Below are 25,973 nucleotides of genomic sequence, written 5' to 3' on the forward strand. Positions count from 1 at the left end.
GGGGCGATCTTCCAGGCGACCATCATCAGCGGGTAATTCCACGGCGCGATCGAGGCGATCACGCCGACCGGGTCGCGGCGAATCATCGAGGTGTGGCCGGGCAGGTATTCACCGCCGGCCGAACCGCTCATGCAGCGGCTGGCGCCGGCAAAAAAGCGGAACACATCGGCAATCGCCGGGATCTCGTCGTTCAACGCGGCGCTGTAAGGTTTGCCGCAGTTGTCCGATTCGAGCTTTGCCAGCTCCTCGCCATGCGCTTCGATGGCGTCGGCGAGTTTAAGCAGCAGCAGCGAGCGGTCTTTCGGGGGTGTTTGCGACCAGCTGTCGAACGCGGCGTCAGCGGCACGCACGGCCGCATCGACCTGGGCTTCGCTGGCTTCGTTGATTTCCACCAGGACACGGCCCAGTGACGGGTTGAACACCGGCTGCGCCGGGCCCTCGCCGTCGAGCAGCTGGCCGTTGATCAGGAGTTTGGTTTGCATGTTCATGTCCTCTGCGAAGCATTTATTGTTCTGTCAAAACCGGATCAAACTGTGGGAGCGAGCCTGCTCGCGAATGCGGTTGAACATTCAACATTTCTGTTGGCTGACACACCTCTTTCGCGAGCAAGCCCGCTCCCACAGGGATTGTGGATGTTAGATGGTTGGTTTGTTCACGGCCGCGCTAGACACGTCCACTGTCTTCACCAACGGCTTGGAAAACTTCCACGCATCACCCGCCGGCGCGGTGCCCTTGTCGTACGGCTTGCCCAGCAACATGTAAACCAGCCCCGCGCCCATCACCACCAGCGTGGTCAGGATCATCGAATAGTTGATGTACCACGCTGCATCCGGCGAGCGCGGCCAGACCATATTGATGATTGCGCAGACGCCATACACCAGCGCCGCGAGGTTCACCCACAAGCCCCACGCGCCCAGCGTGAACTGACCGTTCGGACGCCAGCCTTTCGCACGGGCGATCAGCGCCGCCACGATGATCAGCTGGAAGGCCACGTAGATCCCGATCGCCGCAAAACCGACGATGGTTGCCACGGCGTCCGCCATGAACATGCCCAGGCAGACAATTGCGGCCGGCACCAGGCCGCTGATCACCAGCGCGAACGATGGCACGTGATTGCCGGAAAGGCGTTTGAGCAGCGAGCTGCCGACGATCATTTCGTCACGGGCGTAGGCGAACAACAGGCGGCTTGCCGCCGCTTGCAGGCTCAGCACGCAGGAGATGAACGAGACCATCACCACCGCCATCACCAGGCGCGAACCCACCGGGCCGAACGCATTGGCGAGAATGGTCGCGACTGGATCAGTGTCTTCACCGGCGAGCACCTTGGCCATGTCCGGCACCGACAGGATCAGCGCCAGGCAGGCAAACATCGCCGCCGCACCGCCGATGTAGATGGTCATGCGCATGGCTTTCGGAATGCGTTTGCCCGGGTTCGGGGTTTCTTCGGCGACATCGCCGCAGGCCTCAAAACCGTAATACTGGAACAGACCCGCCAGCGACGCCGCGAGAAAGGCCGGCAGGTAGGAACCGTTGACTTCAAGGTTGAAGGTGTCGAACAGCACGCTGAACGGCTGATGACGCTCGAAAATCAGCAGGTAACCGCCGACCAGTATCGCCCCGACCAGCTCGCAGACAAAACCGAACATCGCCACCCGCGCCAGCAGTTTGGTACCGACCAGGTTCAATGCGGTGGATAAAAGAATGATCGACAGTGCGATGTAGATGTTGGCCTCAGGACCGGGGTTGAAACCGAGCATGATTGCCAGGTATGGCCCTGCACCGACGGCGACACCGGCGATGGTCGCGCACAAGGCCCACGCGTAAACCCAGCCAACCATCCACGCCCAGCGCTTGCCCACCAGGCGACGCGCCCACGGGTAAACGCCACCGGAGATCGGAAACTGCGAAACGATTTCACCGAAGATCAGACACACCAGCAATTGCCCGGCGCCGATCAGCAGGTAGGACCAGAACATCGGCGGCCCACCCGCTGCCAGGCACAGGCCGAACAGCGTGTAAACGCCCACGACTGGTGAAAGGTAGGTGAAGCCCAGGGAAAAGTTCTCCCACAGGCTCATGCTGCGGTTGAAGTCCGAACTGTAGCCGAGGGCGCGGAGCTGTTCCGCGTCCTGATCGGCCACGCTTGCACGTGTATTGGATGAGCCACTCATTTTATTTCCTCATTATCGATGGCAGTGGTTTGCAATGCTGACGGCCGAGCCGCCTATGCTTCTGTGAAGCTTGTTGTTATGGATAAATCTTCCTGACCGCGCCCGCTCTCTTCCTGACCGCGCCCACTCTTGTAGCAGCTGCCGAAGACGGCGTCCGGCAGCGCGGCAGTCGTGATGCCTGAACACGCGGATCACCGGGTTACCGCCTGCTCAGCGATAGCGACTGCTGCGCAGCCGGACGCCGCCTTCGGCGGCTGCTACAGGAACCGGGGGCCTAGGCCTGTTTCTTGACCTCGCTGTCGCGGCCATCGTCGTACTTCGATAGCCACTCGACTGCCGCATCGCGGTAACGGCTGAAGCCCTTGTAGTCGACCAGTTGCTGATTCAAATCGCGCAGGACTCGATGCATGCGCCGCGCCCAGGCCGGGTTAGTGGCGATGTCTTCGAGGCTGAGCAGGTAGGTGCGGATCGGGAAGACGATGGCATTGCTGCGCGGCAAGCGATGCAGCGGCTGCAATTCGATGCGCAGGTAAACCAGTTTGCCGGCATTTTCGGCGGTAACGATGGTACGGTCCGGCGCCCACTCTGGCAGGCTTTCGGCGGAGACTTCGAGGCGCGGATTGACCGTCAACGACCAGTTCAGTCGGCGCACCGGGTGCCCGGTGCGCAAACGCAGCAAAAACTTCAGCGCGCGATCCAGCATGCCGATTTCCTTCACCAGTGGCACCGGCCCGTGAAACTCCTCCCAGCTCATGCCGAGGTTGAAGCGCAGCGAATAATCGGCGCGCTGGGTGGCAATCCCGGCGCCCCAATACAACGTGCCGTCGCGTTCTTCCTGCAACACCCAGTCGCCCTGGGCCTGGCGGGTCACATATTCCATCGGCTCGTAGGGCAGGGTAGCCGGATCGCCGAACGTGAAATGGTCGTCGATGTTCAATAGACGGTTGGTCCAGTGCCACTCGCGGCCTTCGCGCGCCAGGCTGAAGTACTGCGGGTAATCCCGGGAGTAGGATTCCATGATCAATTCGAGCAAGTCCCACTGCGCTTCCATCATGTGCGGCGCGGAAACGTAGTGCATGCCCGGGTCTTTCTCCAGCGTGATCGCCCGGTCGCGGCACTCACTGATGTAATGCTCGTCGATGTCGAACGCGGCTCGAAAGGCGCCGTCGCCGACCGGAACATGGGGTTCCAGATTCATCGAGTACATGTAGTCGTCCTCGGGAAACGGGAAGGGCGCGCGGGCGATGGTTTCCGGGCTGTTGCTGAAGGTGTAGTCGTCGCGGTAAGTTTCGTCGGGATTGAATTTGATATTCATTGTTATGTCTCCGTCGATCAGAGGTCGATGACCAGGCGATTGCATTTGGCGCGGGATACGCAGGGCATGATTTTCTTGCGGCTGGTCTTGTCATCGTCCGACAGCCAGTCATCGCTGTGCAGCAATTCGCCGTCGAGTTCCAGCACCTCGGTCTCGCAGTGCCCGCAGGCGCCGCCACGGCACAGGTAGGGCATGCTGTAACCGGCCGCTTCGACGGCTTCGAGCATGGTTTGATCGGGGGACACTTCGATGGTCGCGCCGCTGCGGCCGAGGGTGAAACTGAAGGCTTCGCCGCCGCTGCTTTGTTCGAGGAAACGCTCGTAGTGCACGTGGCTGTCGGTCCAGCCCAGATCGCGGGCGCACAGCAGTGTGGCGTCGATCATGCTGTCGGGACCGCACACATATACGTGGCTGCCCAACGGGCGATCGGCGAGGACCCGACCGATCTCCAGCCTTGGGTCGACGCCCTTGCGGTACAGATGAACCTGCTCGCCATAGGTGGCCTGCAGCTCTTTGCCGAGGTGCGCGTGTTCTTCACCGCGCACGGCGTAATGCAGTTCGAACGGCACTTTGCTCAGGCGCAACTCTTCCAGCTGCGAGATCACCGGCGTGATGCCGACGCCGCCGGCGATAAATACATGCAGGCGCGCCTGTTTGATCAGCGGAAACAGATTGACCGGTGGCGTGACTTCCAGCAGGTCGCCCTCGGCCACATTGTCGTGCAGCGACATCGAACCGCCGCGACCACCTTGCACGCGCCGAACTGCGATCTTATAGCTGCTGGTGTCGTACGGCGAACTCAACAACGAGTACGGGTTGCGCAATGTGTTGGCCTGGTTGCCGATCAGCACCACCACATGACTGCCGCCGGAGAACGCCGGCAAATGTGCGCCGGTCGGCGACACCAGGGTGAAGCGTTTGATTTCCGGGGTCACGGTTTCGATCCGCGCCACCCGCAGATTCAACGTCCCATTGTTCTGGCTCATGTGTCGAGCTCCTCGGCTTCGGGCAGTTCACCCGGGACTTCGGCATCGGCCTTGACTGCCTGAAACGCCGCAAGACGCCGGGAATAGTGATCGCGCACCACCAACGTCACGCCGCAGCCGGGGCAGACATACACACGCTGGGTGACGTTTTCGGTGTAGGTGTCGCAGTGCACACACCAGACGCGGCGCACCAACGTACCAGAGTGTTCGCGCAGGACTTCATCGCGATTGAGGTCGAAATGCGTCGCCACTTGCATGGCGCTACCGAGGAAACTTTCCGATCCGGCGAGGTACAGGCGAGTGCCCATATGGGCGTCGTCGAGCAAGGTCGTCAGCGCCTCGATCAGGGCCTGATTGGTCGCGTGCACCTGCAGAGGGAGCGCGTTGTGTTGCTGCAACTGCTCGAGGAAATCCTGTCCGGAAAACGATTCCTGCGAATAGAGCAGGGTGATCGGGCGATCCAGTCCGGCCATGTCGTCGAGCAAGCGCAACATCGCCCGACCGCCGCTGCCTTGCCCGGCGATGATGTGCCGGGTACCTCCCGACAACGGTTGCAAGCGGTCATAGACCGGCCTGCTTTTAATTCCGGTGATCAACATTTTTATTATTCCTCTTGGCTACCGGCACAGCAATGAAAGCCGGCCCTGATGCAAAAGCCCAACGATGGTGGGTTGCAGAGAGCAAGAGCACAGGTCGTGCCAAGAAGTTAAGTGATTGAAAATATTGAAATTGTAGCGAAGTGCTGGTGTCCGGGCAGGCAGAAGTAACTGGATGTGTAGGCATTTTTGCAGCGGTGTGGGTGAGACCAGCAGCCACCATCACCGCAGCAAGGGTCAGGTACTCGGGGTAACCAACATCTTCAATCCCGCTGAAGCTTGCGGATCAACGTCCCGATATCGATACCCAAATGCACTGCAGCCTTGCGCTTGCTGCCACACAAATGCACCGCACGCAAAATGACTTCCCGCTCGAAATGCTGAACCTGCAGCTTGAGATTCTCCTGCGCGTCGTCCTCATCCATCGCGTCGGCCAACGGTGGGGTCAGTCGCGACACAGGTCGGGCAGGTTCGAGCATTTCCGCCGGCAGATGATGCTCCTGCGCCTCGTCATCCGCGAGCACCGCCAGCCGCTCAAAAATGTTCACCAGCTCACGTACGTTGCCCGGATAGTCATAATCCATCAGCCGTTTACGACAAGCTCCCGAGAGACTCAGCGTCGGTTCGCGATCGCCATTGATGCGACTCAGCAGGATGTCGATGAGGAATGGCAAGTCGTCACGATGCTGACGCAGCGGTGGAATTTCCACCGGCAACACCGCCAGACGATAGTAAAGGTCAGCGCGAAATTCACCGGTGCTGACGAGGTGGCGCAAATCCTTGTTGGTCGCCGCAATGACCTGCACCTGTACCGTTTTGCTCAAGGGCGAGCCAACTGATTGAATGGTGCTGTCTTCGAGAAATTTCAGCAATTTGGCCTGCACGTGCAGCGGGATTTCACCAATTTCGTCGAGGAACAACGTGCCTCCCGAGGCAGCCTCGATATAGCCCTGCTTGCCACCCTGCAATGCGCCGGTAAAGGCGCCGCGCTCGTAGCCGAACATTTCCGATTCAAACAGGCTTTCCGGGATGCTCCCGCAGTTGACGTGGATAAACGGCCGATCGCCCCAGCCGGCGGCACGATGAATGTGCCGCGCAATGGCGGTCTTGCCGACGCCGGGTTCGCCAAGCAGCAGCAACCGCGCACGCCGCCGAAATGCCCGCACGCCAGTGTCGGCGATGCTCGACAATTGCGGCGAGAGATGCAGGGCGTTGTCCTGCGGATCGCGCAACCCCTGCGGTTCCACTGGCCGGCTGGCCAGTGTCGTGCGGCGTTGCGGCTGACTGCCATCGAAGTCTTTCTGGGTCAGCATGCGGAACGGTTTTTCGTAGGCCCCAGTGGGTATCGCGTGAGTACTGCTCAGCAACACCCGGCCTTCGCGTGAGCGGGTCAGGGCGCTGTTGCCGCCGCGATGCAGGGCGCTGAGCAAATCATCATAATTGAGCACTGATCGCTGGAAAAACTCACTCTCGGGCAGCCCGATCGCTTGCTGCCGCGACAGTCGATTGACCCGCTCGGCGGCCAGATTGAGAAACCGCACCCGACCTTCGCCATCGGTCACGATCAGCGCATCGCCGAAGCTGTCGAGCAAAGCGTGCAGCGCCGGCGTCTCCAGCAACGCACCAAGCACTTCACTGCTGACATTGACCGAGGAGCGCATGCCCATCTGCAACGTCGGTGGCAGGTTTTTATCTTTCATGGGTGCAACCCTTCAACGCGGTGCACGCCCTGACTGGCGCGGAACACCGCGACGCGCCAGGCAACGCCTTCGCGAATCAGTATTCGTGAACAATGCACATTGAAATCCCGGTTGCGCCCGCTCATGTCCGGCAGCGGCAGGCTATGCCAGGTGCGTTCGGGCAAAGCGTTATCCAGCAGCAGACGAGCGATGCCGGTGCCGTGAGTAATGCCGAACGTTTCTTCAAACGCTGCGTTGCGCCACTGTGGTTGCAAGTGTTCATCGATAACCAGCACCGCGTCCGGCACCGCATCGAAAACCCGGCGCAACGCATCGATGCGCTGCTCGGCGTCGTGCTGCATGCGCAACTCCTGGCTGACATCACGAATGCTGCCCCACATGCGCAGCAGGTGCCCGTTGGCGATGGTTGCGCGCACGTCGTTCTCGACGTAGGCCGGGGAACCGTCATGGCGGCGATCAACTGACAGCGCGCAATCGACACTGAAACCTGCCTCGATCAGGCGTCGCACAAACGCTTCGTTCGCCGGGCTGCGTGGCCAATAGAGGCGAACCGGTTGCTGATTGAAATCGACGTCTGAAGGCATCTCGTACACGTCGGCCATGGCGCGGTTGCACAGCCGCCAGTGCGAGTCGTTTTCGAACACCTGACGGACGATTTCGTCGGGCGTGGTGTTGATGTCCACCGCCTCGGCAAACTCGATGCACCAATACGCGACCTTGGCGCTTTGCAGCATCTGGCTCATGACTTCATTGGCATTGTGCATTTCCCGCAGGCGATGCCCCAGCGACCCCAGCGGTATTTTCAGCACGTGCAGGCGCGCCGGCTGCACCGCGCGCCATTCGAGCAAGCCGCACGCGATCACTGGCAGCAAACCGCCGTTGTGGCGGATCAGCGTCAGCTCCAGGCTATGCACCTGCTCATCGGCGGGCGGGTTGGCGAAAAGGCCCTGCAAGGCGCGCACCGACTCCATGTTGAAAATGCGCTCGATCGGTTGGTCTCGCAGCTCCCCGGTGGGGTAACCCAACTGGTCGCTAAGGCTGGCAGACAGGCTCACAACATGCCCGTCAGCACTGATCGTACTGGAGAGAGGCTGCACTTTGCTGGCCAGCAAATTCAAAATGTCCATGAGTGGATCGGCTCGAATTAGTTGATAGTGGTCAGCTGATGAGGGCACATCGCATGCCAACGGGCTGCCCTTCAGTCATCCGCGTCACCGAACACCGACACCAGCATTAAACTGCTGCAAATTTGCCTGTAAAACAGGTAAATCTGCAGCGCTTGACAGAGTTTAGCGGGCGCTCGGGCTGTGCAGCCATCCGTTAGTTTGTTTTCATCTGTTAAAGGCCGGCACATCTCAAACTGGTCTAAAAACACCCGACAGGTATTTCCGCCTTTGTACTATTCTGAAGTTGTAGGCGAAGACGCAGACTGATGCGCAAACGGATAGCGAGGAAACGTGGGGCGCGTTCCGAAGGGTACACGGTTAGAAAGATCTCCGCGCTGAGATCCAGCCCTTATGCCGTGTGAAGCAGGAGAGCACAAAACTGTCCTGTGGGAGGCCCGATAAACCTTGTAAGCCGGAGACCAGCACCGGCCACCTACTGATTCCCCAAAGCCCGCCACGTGCGGGCTTTGTCGTTCAAGCCGTTGGGTCGTTGGAGAGAATCCGGGGAGATTGCTGCAGTTTTCCAGTGGCGGCCTGAACAACCCGTCAGCGAGCCTGTAAACTGCGCTTTTCTATAGCAAAGCAGAGCACCCCATGGCCAACCAAGACATCGCCTTCCTGCCGGACCCCGACGCAGATTCCATCTCCTCCGACGTTGCCGGTTTTGCCGGCCTGCTGGTGTCCACGCAGATTCCGACCCGTGCCGATGGCAGTCTTGAATTGGGCGGAATCGTCGAACAGAGCGAGTGCACGTTGCAGGCGCTGAAGGTGGCACTTGAACGTGCCGGCAGTTCGATGGATCGGGTGATGCATCTGACCATCTACCTGACCGATATGGCTGATCGCGCCGCGTTCAATGAAGTGTACAAGCGCTTTTTCGCAAAACCCTGGCCGGTGCGGGCGGCGATTGGCGTTGCGGCGTTGGCGGTCGCGGGTATGCGCGTGGAAGTGACCGCAATGGCTGCCAAAGGCTGAAGCCGGCGATCAGCCAGTCAAGTACAACTGACGCTGACGGCCTTTGCGGCCCGCAGCAATTGCTGCTTTACATCGATCGGGATGCGTTGTTTTTTCAGGCGTTGTTCGAGGAAGATCTGATCGCCGCGGGTGTCCACCTCGGCGTCGATCACAGCGTTCTTGGCTTCAATCGAGGCTGCGTGCGCCTCGATGGCCCGGTCAACTTCTGTTTCATTGGCGGCGGCATCCAGTGCGCGGATCAGCGTCGCCACGTCGTCTTCCTCGGCCTTGACATAATCGTCCACCGTCAGGCCGGCTGCGAGCGCGCGCGCCTGGACTTCCACACCTTTGAGGGTTTGCCTGGCTTCCCCGCACAACGACTGTTGAGTTTGTGTGCCCACGGACTTCCAGTGAAAAAGTCCATAGGTGGTCGTGGCAGTCAACACCAGGACAACGGACACAGCTAGAATCCGCTTCACGGCGACGCTCTCGAATGCCTGGAGGGTGACTCTTCGCTCAAACATTGTGTTGCCTCTGCCAAGGAACTGAAAGCGTAGCACTGGAATCGATTTATCCCCGATTCCAGTGCGTGTGCAAACAGTACGCGCACCGATTGATCAAACCTCAGTCCAGTCAATGGTCTCTGATTCGCGCCACTTCACCTCCGTTATGCCATAACGCTCGGCCTGCGGCTTCGAAAGCGTCTTCAGCGGTGGCCGCCCCGGTTTTGGGATCGGTGCAATGCCGGCATCACAACTCGCCCAATGCCACGCATCCGCGTTTTGCATTATTTGCGCGCGGATGATGAACGATTTGGCCTTGCCATGAAGGTTGTATTCAATGATGTACAGTCCTGTGCGATTCATAAGGCCCCCCTCAATGCTCATAAGCAAATGAGTGGACCCGTCAATAAAAATTCAAAAGATTTTCACAGTGATTTTTACCTGTTGATCTGCAACGGTTTTCTTGAGTGGTGCGGGTCTATCCACCGCTAACCGTCCAGTGTTTTACGCCCTCGTCGAAGACCATCTGCTTGATCTCGTAAGCGATCCCGTACGCCAGGGAATCTTCTGCAGCGATGACTTTTTCCTCGGCAGACAGGCAGTGGAAAATGTCCAGCTTGGTCTCCGCGTGGGCGGTTTCCAGAGAGAAAATCTGCACGTAGCGCGCCAGATCGTTATCGAGGCTGGAGAGGTATTCACGCAGGCGTTGGTGATCAACGGATTTCTGGTTGAAATACCAGTTCATCGGGTGAATCAGGAATCGTGAGTGCGGCGAAGTGATGCGGTGTCCGGCGGCGAGAAACATGATCATGCCCATCGACTCGATATTGCCGGCATTGACCGCGCACAGCGGCACCGGCAACGACTTGAGAAAGGTATACAGGGTGAAACCGAAGTTGGTGCTGCCACCAGTGGTGGACAGATTGAGCATCAGCGAGGTCGCTCCCTGATTCAGGGCTTCAAGGCAGCAATCACGGAAGCGTTCGGTCGTGCCCTGATCGATTTGGCAGTGGAAGTGGACGATGTGTTCGCTCATCGGCTGATCCTGCTCTATGGAGGGCCGGTTCAGCCCTTTTGCTTGCTTTAAGGATTGACCGGATTCAGGAAAAATCAATGTCGCAGCGCCTGTAGCAGCTGTCGAGCCTGCGAGGCTGCGTCGGCTGCGCAGCAGTCGTAATTCGGGAAACAGGTTTCCCTGACGCATCGCATAGGTCTGTTGTACGACTGCTGGGCAGCCTGACGCAGCTGACGCAGCCTCGCAGGCTCGGCAGCTGCTACAGGCGTGCGGAGGAGGGGGTTTGTATCGCTACGTATCGCCGGCGTGAGGAGCCATGTTGGCTTACAAAACCACGATATTGGCGACACGAGCGCGATACACGGTACCCGCTTAATCGGGCCATCACAAACGGTGTCTACCCGGAGAAGAACCATGTCACTGATCACATCCCGTCACCCACGTCGTCTTTACACGTTCGCCCTGGCCACCGTGGCTGCACTCGCCAGCTACTCGGGCGTTTCGCAAGCCGCCGAGCCTGTGCCTGCAAAAAGCTGGCAGGCCGGGCTGCATCGCACTGATTTGCTGCGTCAGGACCTTGATGTCTCCGGGCGTGAAGTCATTCAGGTTCGCGTCGACTTCGAGCCGGGTGTCGCCTCGCCTAATCATTCGCACCCCGGTGTGGAAGTTGCTTATGTGATCGACGGGACATTCGAATACCAACTCGAAGGCCAGCCGCCGGTAACGCTGAAAGCGGGGGATTCGCTGTACATACCGGCGGGCACCGCGCACATCGCCAAGAACGTCGGCACGGGCAACGCATCGGAACTGGCCACCTACATCGTCAAAAAAGGTGAGCCGCTGGTGGTGATCAAGCCTTAAACGCGCATCAGGGAAGGTTTATACAACAGGGACATTTCGCCCGCATGAGCAGTTGCGGGTAATCACGTCAGGGTCGCGACGCGGGCTTGACAGCGGCCCGACTGATCCTCCGCGCATGGACGCCGGTCCCGCACCGCTGGTTACGCGGTTGCCTGCGGGATGTGTGCGCGGATCATGAAAACCACGTGGCGCGAGCGAGGTGATCTTCAAGCACGTCATTCAGGAAGCGGAACTGATCGTTGAGACCTACCACTTCATTGCTGAAATGATTGCCGGCGGCGGGCATCAGCAAATCGTCGAATGTTTCGTCGAACAGCAATTCGAACGTGTTGCGCGAGATGTGCGTCTGCGCGTAGTAGTTGCTGGCAAACATTGGAAAACTTACGGCAAGGGTCACGGCGACAATCATGATGTGCACTCCTCGGTCAGCACGTACCAGGAAAAAATGCTGAGGGTAACGGCCGTCAGGGCCAGGCAAGTGAGTAGGTGGATGATCATGATTGGCCCCTCCGATGCGGGTTTTGTGTTGGGTTGAGAGTGATCCTACGCTGACGGTTCTCGAGCGGAAGGCATTCATCGCGATGGTGGGTATCGACAGTAGTGATGGTCGGGCTTTTGTGGCGAGGGCATTCCAGCGGCCGGATTGCTGGCGATGAGGCCTGCAAGAGCATCATCAATCTCAGGTCAGCCACCTATACTCATATGAATAGCTTTGAACCCCCGAACATCCCGTTTACCGGGGAACCTGCAGGAAATCACGATCTTGAACCTGCGTTCGCTGATCGTTGCCGTGCTGCTGATCCTGGCCGGGTGTGCCACGCCTCAGCGCGCGCCGGTATCTGCGCCGGCGGTGGTGGTGTCGCGCAGCACCTGGCAGCAGGTCGACCGCGAGATAGTCATCGCGTCACGCTCGGCCACCGAGCAGAGCAAAATTTACGCACGCGGGGCAATGGACTATTGGCGCACACGGGTCTATCAACTGACCGAAGAAAATTTCATCCCCTGGTTCAGCAGCTACTGGACCCAGGAATGGCTGTCGATGAAAGTCAGTTGGTACGCCATCAGTGGCACGGATGAGCAGGACCAGTCTGAGAAACGCCTCGCCGCTTATCTGCTGGAGCAATACCAGCGGCGAGTGCTGGCACCGGTCGCGGTTGAAATCGATCCCGACCAGATTCTCGGCCTGGCCACAGCATTTTACGTCGACATTCTTCAGGAAGAACTGCAGCACATCTCCCAGCGCCACGGCGTTCCAATGGCTCAGCTCAACGGCCGAATCCAGAAGATTCCGGCCATCGCTCTGGGCCCACCGGCGGCGCGCAACGCTTCGCTGTACCAGGTGGTGCGCACCCAGCCGCTGAATACGCTGCCGGCCTATGCGGCGTTGATCGACAAAATCCACAAGGCCGGCGGCGACAGAGGGGTTGATTCGACCGACACCGCTATGGCGCCGGTGGCCAAGCGCGCCAGCAAACGGATCGAAGCCGAGATGGCCCCGCGTGGGGCGGCGAGTGCCGTGGCCGCAGTCGCGGGGAAACTCGCGGGCGCGCTTATTTCCGTGGGTGTGGCGGGCGTCAGGGCAGTGATTCAGGCCAATGACCGGCCCGACAGCGAGGCGCTGATTCGCAGCAGCCTGGGCAACACCTTCGACAAGGCGTGGACCAAGCTGGTGCAGAACCCGACCACCGGCGTGATGGCGGGGACGCTGTACCTGGCGGCGCAAATCGAGGGCAATCTGGCTGCCAGCCTGCAACCGTCGGTCGGTCTCGATGGCGGAACGGTCGAATGGAACCCTGTGCAATCGACTAACCCGCAGATTGAACCCTAACTCACGCAGGAGAATGACCATGTCTTACGTCGACGGTTTTGTCATTGCCGTGCCCACCGCCAGCCGCGAGCAATTCCGCCAGCACGCCGCCACCGCCGCGCCGGTATTCATCGAGTATGGCGCGCTCAGCGTTGCCGAATGCTGGGGCGATGACGTCCCGGATGGCAAAGTGACGTCGTTCCCGATGGCGGTGAAGCTCAAGGACGACGAAACGGTGGTATTTTCCTGGATCATCTGGCCCGACAAGGCCACGCGCGACGCGGGCATGGACAAAGTCATGAAGGACCCGCGGCTGCAGGCCGACATGAATGCGATGCCGTTCGATGGTCAGCGCATGATCTTCGGCGGTTTCGAAATGATTGTTAAAGCCTGACGATTACCGGATCACTCCGACACCGGGGTGATCCGGCAACTTTTGCGTTGTTGAATCTCCCGGTCCGACGGCCGCTCCCGGATAAACTCGAAACGCGGCTCACCTTCGCTATAGTGAACCAGCCAGCCCCATTCCAGTTCGGACTCATCCTGGCCCGCCTGTGGCGGCGCGGCCCACCAGGGTTCTTTGCTGATGATCTGTCGCATGGCGTCCTCCCGTTGAATCGGTTGGGTCAACTATAACCTGCCCACAAGGAGCTGCCAGGCGTGAGCGACGAAGCCCAAAATCCCCTCAGACGGCTGTTCTTTGCCCTGAGCTGCCCGGCCGAGCAACGCCGGGCCATTGCGCAGTGGCGCGGGGAGCTGGCGTTGCGCATCGGGCGACCGGTGCCGACGGAGAATTTTCATCTGACACTGTTGTTTCTCGGCGCCGTCGATGTGGCGCAGATCCCCGGGATTTGCACGGCGGCAGGCAAGGTTCGCGTGCCGGGGGTGGCGTTGCGGGTGGCGCTGGATCGCCTCGATGTCTGGCGCAGGGCGGGGGTGCTGGTGCTGGCGCCGGAACAGGCGCCGCCGGAGTTGCTACGGCTGGTGTATGCCCTGGAGCAGGCAATGCTGCCGTTCGGGCTGGAAGAGACGGTGAAGGAGTTTCGACCGCACCTGACGCTGATGCGCGAATTCCGCGCACCGGTGCCGGAGTCCGCTACGCCGCCGGAGTTTTTCCTGCGTGCTGATCGCTTTGCGCTTTTCGAATCGCACAAGGGCCGCTACCGGGCGCTGGCCGAATGGCCGCTGGTCGCGCAATAAAAAAAGCGCCCGAGGAGGGCGCCGAATTCACCTGAACCGAGGAAGCCAGGTGAGGCCGTTCTTGGAAATGGTGCAGCGGTGGTAAGGCGCTGCGTGAACGGAAACTGTGGAAGGGTGTTTTGGCAGCGATGGCTTCTTTGATCGTTCCCACGCTGTGCGTGGGAATGCCTCTACGGACGCTCCGCGTTCGGCTCTGCTGGAACGCGGGGCGTCCCCGGCTGCATTCCCACGCGGACGGTCAGACGCCTCGCCGTGGGCACGATCGTCTTCACAGCAATTACTTGCCGAGCTTCACCCGCGTCCAGCCGCGCGTCATCACGCGCTGCACACCGATCGGCATGTCGGGAATGGCGTACAACGTCGCGATCACCGCTTGCGTTGGATACGAACCCGGGTCGTTGCGAATCGCTTCATCCACTAACGGTGTCGCCGCCGCGTTGGCGTTGCTGTAGCCGATGTTGTTGGTGATCTCGGCGATGATCTCCGGGCGCATGAGGAAATCCATCAACAGGTAGGCATTGTCGACATTCGCTGCATCCTTGGGGATCGCCACCATGTCGTAGAAACTGCCGGCGCCTTCTTTCGGAATGCTGTAATCGATCTGTACCTTGCCGCCGGCTTCCTGAGCGCGGGCCTTGGCTTGCAGCACATCACCGGAATAACCGACCGCCACACAGATGTTGCCGTTGGCCAGATCGGAGATGTATTTCGACGAATGGAAATAAGCCACCGACGGCCGAATTTTCATGAACAGCGCTTCTGCTTCGGCGATCTGCGTCTTGTCCTTCGAGTTCACCGGGTAACCCAGATAGTGCAGGGCGGCCGGCAGCATCTCGGTTGGCGAGTCGAGAAAGCTGATCCCGCAGGCCTTCAGTTTTTCCGCATTCTCCGGTTTGAACAGCAGGTCCCAGGAGTTGACCGGGGCATTGGCGCCGAGCACTTCCTTGACCTTCTGTGGATTGAAACCGATGCCGATCGACCCCCACATGTACGGGAAAGCGTGAGCGTTATCCGGGTCGCTGGCCGCAGCGTTTTTCAGCAACACCGGGTTGAGATTTTTCCAGTTCGGCAGTTTTGATTTGTCCAGTTCCTGATACACGCCAGCCTTGATCTGCTTGGCCAGAAAACTGTTCGACGGCACCACGATGTCGTAGCCGGATTTACCCGCCAGCAAGCGCGCTTCAAGGGTTTCGTTACTGTCGAATACATCGTAGGTCACGCGAATTCCGGTTTCATCCTCGAATTTTTTGATGGTGTCCGGCGCTATGTAATCCGACCAGTTGTAGACGCGCAGAACCTTGTCATTGGCTTGGGCGCCGGAGACAATCGCGCCCAACAAGGACAGTGTCAGCAGAGTCCTGCCAAACATTTTCATAGGTACAACTCCAATTCTTTTTATTCAAAATCACAAGACAAATCTGCAGTGATCACAAACCCTGAGGATTCCCTGAGTCCGTGCGGTAAACACAAACCCTGTGCAGCCCTGGATCTCGTGCATTACACACAAACCTGTGCAGCCCTGGATCCCATGAATTACACACAAACCCTGTGCAGCCCTCGATCCCATGAATTACACATAAACTCTGTGCAGCCCTGGATCCCATGCATTACACATAAACCCTGTGGTGAGGGGGCTTGCCCCCGTCGGGCTGCGAAGCGGCCCCAAAACCTGCGGCGAGGTAAATCATGCACACCGCATACGCTGGTTTTACGACTGCTGCGCAGCCGAACGGGGGCAAGCCCCCTCGCCACAGTGAAATCCTCATTAGGGCCACTAAGCCGTCGCTTCGAGTCGCCGGTTTTCAGGTTGCTGCCACGACTCGCTGGCGGTCTGGTCCATCGCTTCTTGAATCGCTCGCTTGCGGCTGGCTTCTGCGCGGCGGCTGAAATACCAGACCAGGAAAGTCACCAGCGATACCGCCAGCAGAATCAGGCTGGCTACGGCATTGATCTCAGGCTTCACCCCCAGACGCACCGCCGAGAACACTTCCATGGGCAGAGTCGTCGAGCCCGGGCCCGAGACGAAACTCGCCAGCACCAGATCATCCAGCGACAGCGCAAACGACATCATGCCGCCGGCCGCCAGTGACGGCGCGATCATCGGGATTGTGATCAGGAAAAACACCTTGAACGGCTTCGCCCCGAGGTCCATGGCCGCTTCTTCAATAGACAAGTCCAGCTCACGAAGACGCGCGGAAACAACCACCGCCACATAAGCTGCACAAAACGTCGTGTGCGCAATCCAGATGGTGACAATGCCGCGCTCCATCGGCCAGCCGATCAATTGCGCCATCGCCACAAACAACAGCAACAGCGACAGACCGGTAATCACCTCCGGCATCACCAGCGGCGCCGTGACCAGGCCGCCAAACAGCGTGCGGCCCTTGAAGCGCGTAACGCGGGTCAGCACGAACGCGGCCAGCGTGCCCAGCGCCACCGCCGCAATGGCGGTGTAGCAGGCGATTTCCAGCGAGCGCAGTACCGAGCCCATCAGTTGCGTGTTGTCGAGCAGACCGACGTACCACTTCAGCGACCAGCCGCCCCACACCGTGACCAGTTTCGAGGCGTTGAACGAGTAGATCACCAGAATCAACATCGGCAGGTAGATGAACGACAGGCCGAAGATCAGCATGAACTTTGAAAATCCGAAGCGTTTCATCCCCGACCCTCCATCTCTTTGGCCTGGCTACGGTTGAACAACAGGATCGGCACAATCAGGATCAACAGCATCACTACCGCCAGGGCCGACGCCACCGGCCAGTCGCGGTTGTTGAAGAATTCCTGCCAGAGCACGCGACCGATCATCAGCGTTTCGGGACCGCCCAGCAGTTCCGGAATCACGAACTCGCCGACCACCGGAATGAACACCAGCATGCAGCCGGCGATGATGCCGTTCCTGGCCAGCGGCACGGTGATTTTCCAGAAGTTGTTGAAGTTGCTCGAACCCAGGTCCGACGCGGCCTCCAGCAGACTGCCGTCGTGCTTCACAAGATTGGCGTACAGCGGCAACACCATGAACGGCAGGTACGCGTACACCACGCCGATATACACCGCCGTATTGGTGTTGAGAATTTCGATGGGGTGGTCGGTCAGCCCGGTCCACATCAGCAAGCCGTTGAGCAAACCGTTATTGCTGAGGATGCCCATCCACGCATACACGCGGATCAGGATGGCGGTCCAGGTCGGCATCATGATCAGCAACAGCAAAACGTTTTGCGTTTCCTTTTTCGCTTTGGTGATGGCGTAAGCCATCGGGAAGCCAATCCCCAGGCACATCAGCGTGCTGAAAAAAGCCACTTTCAACGAGCCGAAGTATGCCGAGATGTACAGCTCGTCTTCGGTCAGCAACAGGTAGTTGCCGACGTTCAACAGAAGCTGGAATTTCTGCTCGACGAAGGAGTAAATCTCGGAGTACGGCGGAATGGCCAGCGCTGCTTCCGAGAAGCTGATTTTGATCACCAGGAAGAACGGCAACATGAAAAACAGGAACAGCCACAGGAAAGGGATTCCGATGACGAGCTTGCGACCACTCGGCATCAGCCGCGTGAACTGCTGATTGAGTGTTTTCATGAGCGCAGTACCACGCCGCTGTCGTCTTCCCACCACACGTAGACGTTGTCATCCCAGGTCGGACGCGCGCCGCGGCGTTCGGCGTTGGCCATGAACGACTGCACGATTTTGCCGCCGGGCAGTTTCACGTAGAACACTGAGTGGCCGCCGAGGTAGGCGATGTCGTGCACCTTGCCCTGTGACCAGTTGTAGCGAAACTCCGGCTGGGTGGTGCTGACGAGCATTTTTTCCGGGCGGATGGCGTAGGTGATCGACTTGTCCTGAACCGAGGTGCTGACGCCGTGACCGACGTAAATCTTCTGTTCCAGATCAGGGCTGTGAATGATCGCGTGGCCTTCGAGGTCTTCCACCACGGTGCCGTCGAACGCGTTCACGTTACCGATGAATTCGCAGACCATGCGGCTGACCGGCGCTTCATAAATGTCGACCGGGCTGCCGATCTGTGCGATCCAGCCCAGGTGCATGATCGCGATGCGCTGCGCCATGGTCATGGCTTCTTCCTGGTCGTGCGTCACCATCACACAGGTCACGCCGACGCGCTCGATGATCTCCACCAGCTCCAGTTGCATCTGCGAGCGCAGTTTTTTATCCAGTGCGCCCATCGGTTCGTCCAGCAACAACAGCTTCGGACGTTTGGCCAGCGAACGGGCAAGGGCCACACGTTGACGCTGACCACCGGACAGCTGATGCGGCTTGCGTCTGGCGTACTGGGTCATGTGCACCAGGCGCAGCATCTCTTCAACCCGTGCGTCGATTTCACTGGCGGGCAGACGGTCCTGTTTGAGGCCGAAGGCGATGTTCTGCGCAACCGTCATGTGCGGGAACAGGGCGTACGACTGAAACATCATGTTGATCGGACGTTCGTACGGCGGCATGTCCGTGATGTCGACGCCGTCGAGGAAAATCCGCCCGTCGGTTGGCCGTTCGAAGCCGGCAAGCATGCGCAGCAAGGTCGATTTACCTGAACCGGAACCGCCAAGCAGGGCGAAGATTTCCCCCTGAAGGATCTCGAGCGAGACGTCGTCTACTGCGCAGGTTTCGTCGAATTTCTTGGTGACACGGTCTACTTTCAACAAGACCTTTTTCGCGGTTTGCTGACCTTCAAGAGCCTTCCTGTGAATGCTGGAGGCGTTTGCCATGTGAAACTCCCAACAGGTTTCAGTCGTCGGGCCAACGCGGCCTGACTTAAAGTGGATTGCAAGCCCGGGGCGAGCAGTGCCAGAGAGGTCAACGGCGATCACCTGTGGGAGCGAGCTTATGTGGCGAGGGGGCTTGCCCCCGTTCGATTGCGAAGCAATCGTAAATCGGGCACCGAGTTCCATCTCAGGATCTCGGTGGCTGATTACGGGGGTGCTTCGCACCTCAACGGGGGCAAGCCCCCTCGCCACACAAGCCCCCTCGCCATACCCGCTCATTTCGCAGGGAGTTGCCTTTGAATCACTGGCCCATACCGTTCGGGCTTATTCGGCGCCGCCGTCCTGGCTGCCTGGGTCGTACTTGTTGTTATTGCAGTGTGTCGTTTCGCAAGTACGGGCGCGCCAACGCCCGCCCGCAGAACTCGCCGGTGCAGTCAATGAATGTTCTGTATCAGCGGGTGTTACGCAGCGCAGCCCTTCGCCGGCAGGCATCGCCAAACGCCTGGAAAATTCTCAGATAAGAAGGATTGGAAAGGACCTGCCATTCCGGGTGCCATTGCACGCCGACGGCAAAGGCTTCGCTGTCCTTGACGGAGATCGCCTCGATCAAGCCGTCTGGCGCGATCGCCTCGCAGCGCAACCCTGTTGCGAGTCGATCTATGCCCTGGCTGTGAATCGAATTCACCTGAAACTGCTCCGGCAAATCCAGCGCCTGAAACACGCCGCCGGGTTGCACGATGACGGCATGCGCGGGGGCGTATTGCACTGTCAGTTGCGGACTGTCCGCTTCGCGGTGATCGAGCATGCCCGGCAGCTCGTGCACCTTCTGATGCAGGCTGCCGCCGAACGCCACGTTCATCTCTTGGAAGCCCCGGCAGATGCCGAGCAGCGGAACGCCGGCCGCGATGGCTGCACGCAATAAGGGGAGGGTGGTGGCGTCACGCGCTGGATCGTGATCCGTACCGGGCGCGCTGGCCGCACCCTGATAGTGGAAAGGCTCCACATTCGACGGCGATCCGGTTAGCAGCAGACCATCGAGCTGCCCGAGCAGGTCGTCGATTTCAGTCAGATCGCCCAGGGAAGGAATGACCACAGGCAGCCCCAGAGCCGCGACGCTGACAGCACGCAAGTACTTGTCGCCGCTGACGTGGTAGGGGTGCAGGCCTATCTGTTTGACGCATGCAGTAACGCCGATCAATGGCTTGAATGCCATTTTTATCACCTCGAAGTTTCACACTTGAACGAGCTTTTCCGGAGCTTAGCCTTGTTGATTTTAATTAACAACCACCCTGTAAAAAATTCTAAACGCCACGCGTCTGATCGTCATGAATTTCATGGCTTTGAGGCCTCTTTTGGGACCGTCGTGCCCATAATAAGCCCGAAAATAAAGGTTGAGCGGTCAGGTGTTCGCTATTGACTTCACTTTGCCGTTCGGGTTGACTGAGCTCGCGAAACAGCAGTGAACATAATAATTAACAGCCAATAGGTGCATCATGTCGGTCCCTCTGCGTACCGTTCAACTCAACGAAGCAAACGCATTCCTTAAGAAATATCCTGAGGTTTTGTACGTCGACCTTCTGATTGCGGATATGAACGGTGTGGTGCGCGGCAAGCGCATCGAACGCACCAGTCTTCATAAGGTTTACGAAAAAGGCATCAACCTTCCCGCGTCCTTGTTTGCCCTGGACATCAACGGCTCTACGGTGGAAAGCACCGGCCTTGGACTGGACATCGGCGACTCCGACCGCATCTGCTTCCCCATCCCCGACACCCTTAGCATCGAGCCGTGGCAGAAGCGTCCGACCGCGCAACTGTTAATGACCATGCACGAACTTGAAGGCCAGCCGTTCTTTGCCGATCCGCGTGAAGTGCTGCGTCAGGTGGTGAGCAAGTTCGACGACATGGGCTTGACCATTTGCGCCGCGTTCGAACTCGAGTTTTATCTGATCGATCAGGACAACATCAACGGACGTCCGCAATCGCCGCGTTCGCCGGTGTCCGGCAAGCGTCCGGTGTCGACTCAGGTGTACCTGATCGATGACCTCGACGAATACGTCGATTGCCTGCAAGACATCCTCGAAGGCGCGAAAGAGCAGGGGATCCCGGCTGACGCCATCGTCAAGGAAAGCGCCCCGGCGCAGTTCGAAGTGAACCTGCATCACGTCAATGACCCGATCAAGGCCTGCGACTACGCGGTGTTGCTCAAGCGTCTGGTGAAAAATATCGCCTACGACCACGAGATGGACACCACATTCATGGCCAAGCCGTATCCAGGTCAGGCGGGCAATGGTTTGCACGTGCACATTTCGATTCTCGACAAGGAAGGCAACAACATCTTCACCAGTGAGGATCCCGAGCAGAACGCCGCGCTGCGCCACGCGATCGGCGGTGTGCTCGAGACCCTGCCGGCACAGATGGCCTTCCTCTGCCCGAACGTCAACTCGTACCGCCGCTTCGGCGCGCAGTTCTATGTGCCGAACTCGCCGAGCTGGGGCATCGACAACCGTACCGTTGCGGTGCGAGTGCCGACCGGTTCGCCGGATTCGGTGCGCATCGAGCATCGCGTTGCCGGCGCGGATGCCAACCCGTACTTGCTGATGGCGTCCGTGCTGGCCGGTATTCACCACGGTTTGACCAACAAGATCGAACCGGGCGCGCCTGTGGAAGGCAACAGCTACGAGCAGAACGAGCAGAGCCTGCCGAACAACCTGCGCGATGCCCTGCGCGAACTGGCGGACAGCGAGGTCATGTCGCGCTACATCGATCCGCTGTACATCGACGTGTTCGTGGCCTGCAAGGAGAGTGAGCTCGCCGAGTTCGAGAATTCCATCTCGGACCTTGAGTACAACTGGTATTTGCACACGGTTTGATTGGTCTGCGAAGGAACCGCGGAACTGGCGGTGTACAAAAATTTGCAAACAACACCGATCAACTGCGGGAGCGACCTGTGGTGAGGGGGCTTGCCCCCGTTTGAGTGCGTAGCACTCATTAAATCTTCGGTACGCCACAGATTCCAGGACTGCTTCGCAGCCCAACGGGGGCAAGCCCCCTCGCCACAGGCCGATCCCCCAGGAATCGCCGTTTCTGTTCATCAACTGGTCGGCATCATTCCATCGACTACTTATTCCTCTGCACCGAGTCACCACAATGACAAACACTCGCAGCGACTGGGAGCAATGCTTCCAGTCTTTATCCATCGAAGGCCGCGCGTTCATCGACGGTCGATACTGCCCGGCGCTCAGCGGCGATTCCTTCGAATGCATCAGCCCGGTCGATGGCCGGTTCCTCGCCCATGTCGCCAGCACTGATGAAGCCGATGCCAACGCCGCCGTAGCCGTCGCCCGCCGCACCTTCGAGTCCGGCGTCTGGGCACACCTGGCCCCGGCCGAACGCAAGCGCATCCTGATCCGCTTCGCCGATCTGATCCTCGCCAACCGCGAAGAACTCGCCCTGCTTGAAACCCTCGACATGGGCAAGCCGATCAGCGATTCGATGAACATCGACATACCGGCGACCGCCAACGCGATTCGCTGGAACGCCGAAGCCATCGACAAGATCTACGACGAAGTCGCCGCTACGCCGCACGATCAACTGGGCCTGATCACCCGCGAGCCGGCCGGTGTCGTCGCCGCGATTGTGCCGTGGAATTTCCCGTTGATCATGGCCAGCTGGAAGTTTGCCCCGGCCCTCGCGGCCGGCAACTCGTTCATCCTCAAGCCCTCGGAAAAGTCGCCACTGACGGCCCTCCGCATCGCGCAGCTTGCCCTTGAGGCGGGCATCCCCAAAGGCGTGTTCAACGTTCTGCCGGGTTACGGCCACACCGTCGGCAAAGCGCTGGCGTTGCACATGGACGTTGACGTGCTGGCCTTCACCGGCTCGACCGCGATCGCCAAGCAACTGCTGATTTACGCTGGCCAAAGTAACATGAAACGCGTCTGGCTCGAAGCCGGAGGGAAGAGTCCGAACGTGGTGTTCGCCGATGCGCCGGATTTGCGCGCGGCTGCAAAAGCGGCGGCCAGCGCGATTGCCTTCAATCAGGGCGAAGTCTGCACCGCCGGTTCACGGTTGCTGGTCGAGCGTTCGATCCGCGAGCAATTCATCCCGTTGCTGGTCGAAGCGCTGCAAGCGTGGCAACCGGGACACGCGCTGGACCCGCAAACCACGGTCGGCGCGCTCGTCGATCAGCGCCAACTGGATAATGTTCTGCGCTACATCCAGGTCGGCAAAGACCAGGGCGCGCAGTTGATTGCCGGCGGCAGTCGCACCCTCGAAGACACCGGCGGCCTGTACGTGGACCCGGCCATTTTCGACGGTGTGACCAACGCCATGACTATCGCCCGAGAAGAAATCTTCGGTCCGGTGCTGTCGCTCATCACCTTCGATACGGAAGAGCAAGCGCTGGCGATCGCCAACGACAGTATCTTCGGCCTGGCCGCCGGTGTCTGGACCAGTAACCTGAGCAAGGCTCACACCTTCGCTCGCGGCTTGCGTGCCGGCAGCATCTGGGTCAACCAGTACGACGGCGGCGACATGACCGCGCCATTTGGCGGGTATAAACAGTCGGGTAATGGTCGCGACAAATCGCTGCACGCGTTCGACAAATACACCGAACTCAAAGCGACCTGGATCAAGCTCTGACACCTCTAAATCGACGGCCGCCAGCCAGTGTGGGCGGCCTTCGGAGAAACCTATGAAAACAACAACACACGTAAACAGCTACTACGCCGCCACCCGCAACTTCACCGGTGATTTTCCGCTGCTTGAGCAAGCCGTGGACTGCGATGTCTGTGTGATCGGCGCCGGCTATACCGGATTGTCCTCGGCGCTGTTCCTCGCCGAGGCGGGCTACAGCGTGACTGTGCTCGAAGCGGCCAAAGTCGGCTTCGGCGCCAGTGGGCGCAACGGCGGGCAACTGGTCAACTCCTACAGCCGCGACGTCGATGTGATCGAAGACCGCTATGGCGACAAGACCGCTGAAGTGCTGGGCAGCATGATATTTGAAGGTGCCGACATCATTCGTCAGCGCATCCAGCACTACGACATCCAGTGTGATTACCAGCCTGGCGGCATCTTCGCGGCGCTCAATAAAAAGCAGCTCAGAGGCCTGGCCGAGCAGAAAAGCAACTGGGAACGCTACGGCAACGAAAACCTGAAGATGCTCGACGCGGCAGACATCAAACGTGAAGTCGGTTGCGACAATTACGTCGGCGGCCTGCTTGATCTGCAGGGCGGCCACGTCCATCCCTTGAACCTGGCGCTCGGTGAAGCTTCGGCGATCATTGGCCTGGGCGGCAAGATCTACGAACAGTCGGCGGCGTTGGAAATCACCTACGGCGAGCCGATCACCATTCGCACCGCCAAAGGCGTCGTGCGCGCCAACTATCTGCTGATCGCCGGCAACGCGTATCTGCCCCAAGGACTCGACAATCGAGTGACCAGCAAAAGCATGCCGTGCGGCTCGCAAATCGTCGTCACCGAGCCGTTGTCCGAGCACGTCGCGCGCAGCCTGATCACAAACAACTATTGTGTGGAAGACTGCAATTATTTGCTCGACTACTATCGCCTCACCGCCGACAACCGCCTGCTGTACGGCGGTGGCGTGGTCTACGGCGCGCGTGAGCCGGATGACATCGAACAGCTGATCAAGCCGAAGATCCTCAAGACCTTCCCGCAGCTCAAGGACGTGAAGATCGATTACCGCTGGACCGGCAATTTCCTGCTGACCATGTCGCGCATGCCGCAATTCGGTCGCATCGAGAAAAACGCCTACTACATGCAGGGCTACAGTGGTCACGGCGTCACCTGTTCGCACCTGGCCGGCAAACTGATAAGTGAAATGATCCGCGGCGACGCCGAACGTTTCGACGCTTTTGCCTCGCTCCCGCACATGCCGATGCTCGGCGGCCGCACCTTCCAGGCCCCGCTCACCGCTCTGGGCGCCGCGTATTACGCGCTGCGCGACCGCTTCGGTATTTAAGCCGGCGCACGTTCCAGGGGGCTAATGTGTGGGCGCACTGGATCGGCAGCAGCATTAAAACGGTACCCACCCGGATCAACCTGTGGGAGCGAGCCTGCTCGCGATGGGGCCATGTCAGCCGCTATCAGTGGCGCCTGACCCACCGCCATCGCGAGCAGGCTCGCTCCCACAGTCTGGCGGCCCGAATCAAACTGTAGAAGTGAGCCTGGTCCGGGCGGCGTTCCGACGAAGAGGCCATCACTGCAGACACAAACCCAATCATGCACCCCCCAATCGCCATCTACCTCAGCCTACAGCAACAACCGCAAACGTGATTTAATACCCGCCTTTAATTTCCGGGACAGGGAAAGCGGTACTTTCGCGGCCAAAAGTCGCCCGCCATCCACCCCCATAACCCTTAAGTATTTCTCGCATAAGGCTGTCATGGACACGGGCTCACGACTCAAACTGGTACGCGAAAGCTACAAACTCTCCCAGCGCGAGCTGGCCCGGCGCAGTGGCGTGACCAATGCCACCATTTCCCTGATCGAACAGAACCGCGTCAGCCCCTCCGTCAGCTCCCTGAAGAAGCTGCTCGAAGGCATCCCCATGTCCCTCGCGGATTTCTTCACCTTCGACCAACCGCCTCGTGAACACCAATACGTTTTCCGCGCCAATGAACAGCCCGACCTCGGCCGCCACGGCCTGCGTTTGCTGCTGATCGGTGCGTCGGTGCCGAGCCGGCAGATGCGACTCTTGCGTGAACAATACGCACCCGGAGCAAGTTCAGGAGAAGAGCCGATAGTGCATGCTGAAGGCGAGGAGTGCGGACTCGTGACGCGCGGCACGGTCGAGCTGACGGTGGATGGGCAGATCAGTGTGCTGAATGCCGGCGATGGCTATTATTTCCCGACGACGCTGCCGCATCGGTTTCGCAACATCGGTCAGGATGAAGCGGAAATCATCAGCGCCAACACTCCGGCGAACTTCTGATCCTGAAACGAACACTCTGTAGCAGCTGCCGAAGGCTGCGTCCG

Annotated in this window: 26 protein-coding genes; 9 read left to right on the forward strand and 17 right to left on the reverse strand. The window is 59.5% G+C overall.

All coding sequences use genetic code 11. The annotated features are described in order from the left end of the window. The 7 genes from F8N12_RS25260 to F8N12_RS25290 form a co-directional block, all read right to left on the reverse strand. Nucleotides 1–482, reverse strand: a 482-nt coding sequence (locus F8N12_RS25260; RefSeq protein WP_150582818.1) for an aldehyde dehydrogenase family protein, incomplete at its 3' end; no start/stop codon positions are given. 153 nt (nt 483–635) lie between these two features. After that, nucleotides 636–2,171 carry an APC family permease gene (locus F8N12_RS25265; protein ID WP_150582819.1) on the reverse strand — a complete coding sequence of 512 codons (1,536 nt, stop codon included), beginning with the start codon at nt 2,169–2,171 and terminating at the stop codon, nt 636–638. A gap of 274 nt (nt 2,172–2,445) precedes the next feature. Then, nucleotides 2,446–3,486: a heme-dependent oxidative N-demethylase family protein gene (locus F8N12_RS25270; RefSeq protein ID WP_150582820.1), complete on the reverse strand. Its 1,041-nt coding sequence runs from the start codon at nt 3,484–3,486 to the stop codon at nt 2,446–2,448. A gap of 17 nt (nt 3,487–3,503) precedes the next feature. Continuing rightward, nucleotides 3,504–4,472, reverse strand: coding sequence for a PDR/VanB family oxidoreductase (locus F8N12_RS25275; RefSeq protein ID WP_150582821.1), 969 nt, complete (start codon nt 4,470–4,472; stop codon nt 3,504–3,506). Continuing rightward, on the reverse strand, nt 4,469–5,071 hold the full coding sequence (locus F8N12_RS25280) for a dimethylamine monooxygenase subunit DmmA family protein (protein WP_150582822.1): 603 nt from the start codon (nt 5,069–5,071) through the stop codon (nt 4,469–4,471). Before F8N12_RS25280 ends, F8N12_RS25275 begins: the two co-directional genes overlap by 4 nt. 260 nt (nt 5,072–5,331) lie before the next feature. Then, complete coding sequence (locus F8N12_RS25285; protein ID WP_150582823.1) at nt 5,332–6,768, reverse strand: sigma-54 interaction domain-containing protein; 1,437 nt, start codon at nt 6,766–6,768, stop codon at nt 5,332–5,334. Further along, a complete protein-coding gene (locus F8N12_RS25290; RefSeq protein ID WP_150582824.1) occupies nt 6,765–7,895 on the reverse strand; it encodes a PAS domain-containing protein in 1,131 nt (376 codons plus the stop codon). Before F8N12_RS25290 ends, F8N12_RS25285 begins: the two co-directional genes overlap by 4 nt. A gap of 633 nt (nt 7,896–8,528) precedes the next feature. On the opposite strand from F8N12_RS25290, the gene F8N12_RS25295 reads away from it, so the two are divergent. Then, nucleotides 8,529–8,909, forward strand: a complete 381-nt coding sequence (locus F8N12_RS25295; RefSeq protein ID WP_150582825.1) for a RidA family protein — start codon at nt 8,529–8,531, stop codon at nt 8,907–8,909. A gap of 17 nt (nt 8,910–8,926) precedes the next feature. Here the strand turns inward: F8N12_RS25295 and F8N12_RS25300 are convergent, their stop codons facing one another. The 3 genes from F8N12_RS25300 to F8N12_RS25310 form a co-directional block, all read right to left on the reverse strand. Beyond that, nucleotides 8,927–9,448, reverse strand: a complete 522-nt coding sequence (locus F8N12_RS25300) for a hypothetical protein (RefSeq protein WP_224787750.1) — start codon at nt 9,446–9,448, stop codon at nt 8,927–8,929. A gap of 57 nt (nt 9,449–9,505) precedes the next feature. Next, a complete protein-coding gene (locus F8N12_RS25305; RefSeq protein ID WP_150582826.1) occupies nt 9,506–9,754 on the reverse strand; it encodes a DUF6555 family protein in 249 nt (82 codons plus the stop codon). Nucleotides 9,755–9,869: 115 nt separating this feature from the next. Next, complete coding sequence (locus F8N12_RS25310; RefSeq protein WP_028623591.1) at nt 9,870–10,427, reverse strand: ATP-dependent Clp protease proteolytic subunit; 558 nt, start codon at nt 10,425–10,427, stop codon at nt 9,870–9,872. Between the two features lie 393 nt (nt 10,428–10,820). On the opposite strand from F8N12_RS25310, the gene F8N12_RS25315 reads away from it, so the two are divergent. Further along, nucleotides 10,821–11,267, forward strand: coding sequence for a cupin domain-containing protein (locus F8N12_RS25315; protein ID WP_150582827.1), 447 nt, complete (start codon nt 10,821–10,823; stop codon nt 11,265–11,267). A 172-nt stretch (nt 11,268–11,439) separates the two neighbouring features. On the opposite strand, the gene F8N12_RS25320 is transcribed toward F8N12_RS25315, so the two are convergent. Next, nucleotides 11,440–11,676: a hypothetical protein gene (locus F8N12_RS25320; RefSeq protein ID WP_150582828.1), complete on the reverse strand. Its 237-nt coding sequence runs from the start codon at nt 11,674–11,676 to the stop codon at nt 11,440–11,442. Between the two features lie 354 nt (nt 11,677–12,030). Between F8N12_RS25320 and F8N12_RS25325 the strand changes: the two genes are divergently transcribed. Continuing rightward, on the forward strand, nt 12,031–13,095 hold the full coding sequence (locus tag F8N12_RS25325; protein ID WP_150582829.1) for a hypothetical protein: 1,065 nt from the start codon (nt 12,031–12,033) through the stop codon (nt 13,093–13,095). Nucleotides 13,096–13,114: 19 nt separating this feature from the next. Beyond that, entirely contained in the window at nt 13,115–13,468 is a 354-nt protein-coding gene (locus F8N12_RS25330; protein WP_150582830.1) for a DUF1428 domain-containing protein, read from the forward strand. 11 nt (nt 13,469–13,479) lie between these two features. Here the strand turns inward: F8N12_RS25330 and F8N12_RS25335 are convergent, their stop codons facing one another. After that, complete coding sequence (locus F8N12_RS25335) at nt 13,480–13,674, reverse strand: hypothetical protein (protein WP_150582831.1); 195 nt, start codon at nt 13,672–13,674, stop codon at nt 13,480–13,482. Nucleotides 13,675–13,734: 60 nt separating this feature from the next. Here F8N12_RS25335 and thpR point away from each other — a divergent pair, with 60 nt between their 5' ends. Beyond that, entirely contained in the window at nt 13,735–14,274 is a 540-nt protein-coding gene (gene thpR, locus F8N12_RS25340; protein ID WP_150582832.1) for an RNA 2',3'-cyclic phosphodiesterase, read from the forward strand. A 277-nt stretch (nt 14,275–14,551) separates the two neighbouring features. Here thpR and F8N12_RS25345 read toward each other — a convergent pair whose 3' ends face one another. The 5 genes from F8N12_RS25345 to F8N12_RS25365 all read right to left on the reverse strand — a co-directional run bounded on the left by F8N12_RS25345 (nt 14,552) and on the right by F8N12_RS25365 (nt 20,193). Then, nucleotides 14,552–15,649: a polyamine ABC transporter substrate-binding protein gene (locus F8N12_RS25345; protein ID WP_150582833.1), complete on the reverse strand. Its 1,098-nt coding sequence runs from the start codon at nt 15,647–15,649 to the stop codon at nt 14,552–14,554. Between the two features lie 399 nt (nt 15,650–16,048). Further along, nucleotides 16,049–16,933 (reverse strand): ABC transporter permease subunit, encoded by an 885-nt coding sequence (locus F8N12_RS25350; protein WP_150582834.1) that lies wholly within the window; start codon nt 16,931–16,933, stop codon nt 16,049–16,051. After that, entirely contained in the window at nt 16,930–17,811 is an 882-nt protein-coding gene (locus F8N12_RS25355) for an ABC transporter permease subunit (RefSeq protein ID WP_191623219.1), read from the reverse strand. The genes F8N12_RS25350 and F8N12_RS25355 overlap by 4 nt, the downstream gene beginning before the upstream one ends. A gap of 29 nt (nt 17,812–17,840) precedes the next feature. Further along, on the reverse strand, nt 17,841–18,983 hold the full coding sequence (gene potA, locus F8N12_RS25360; RefSeq protein WP_150582836.1) for a polyamine ABC transporter ATP-binding protein: 1,143 nt from the start codon (nt 18,981–18,983) through the stop codon (nt 17,841–17,843). Nucleotides 18,984–19,431: 448 nt separating this feature from the next. Continuing rightward, a complete protein-coding gene (locus F8N12_RS25365; RefSeq protein WP_150582837.1) occupies nt 19,432–20,193 on the reverse strand; it encodes a gamma-glutamyl-gamma-aminobutyrate hydrolase family protein in 762 nt (253 codons plus the stop codon). 280 nt (nt 20,194–20,473) lie between these two features. On the opposite strand from F8N12_RS25365, the gene F8N12_RS25370 reads away from it, so the two are divergent. The 4 genes from F8N12_RS25370 (at nt 20,474) to F8N12_RS25385 (ending at nt 25,929) form a co-directional block, all read left to right on the forward strand. Then, nucleotides 20,474–21,850: a glutamine synthetase family protein gene (locus tag F8N12_RS25370; protein WP_150582838.1), complete on the forward strand. Its 1,377-nt coding sequence runs from the start codon at nt 20,474–20,476 to the stop codon at nt 21,848–21,850. A 277-nt stretch (nt 21,851–22,127) separates the two neighbouring features. Further along, on the forward strand, nt 22,128–23,618 hold the full coding sequence (locus F8N12_RS25375) for an aldehyde dehydrogenase (RefSeq protein ID WP_150582839.1): 1,491 nt from the start codon (nt 22,128–22,130) through the stop codon (nt 23,616–23,618). Between the two features lie 52 nt (nt 23,619–23,670). Further along, entirely contained in the window at nt 23,671–24,957 is a 1,287-nt protein-coding gene (locus F8N12_RS25380; protein ID WP_150582840.1) for an NAD(P)/FAD-dependent oxidoreductase, read from the forward strand. 423 nt (nt 24,958–25,380) lie between these two features. Then, nucleotides 25,381–25,929 (forward strand): cupin domain-containing protein, encoded by a 549-nt coding sequence (locus tag F8N12_RS25385; RefSeq protein WP_008068184.1) that lies wholly within the window; start codon nt 25,381–25,383, stop codon nt 25,927–25,929. The last annotated feature ends 44 nt before the right edge of the window (nt 25,930–25,973 follow it).

Origin of the sequence: Pseudomonas fluorescens (genome assembly GCF_902497625.1) — a bacterium.
Lineage (GTDB): Bacteria > Pseudomonadota > Gammaproteobacteria > Pseudomonadales > Pseudomonadaceae > Aquipseudomonas > Aquipseudomonas fluorescens_BQ.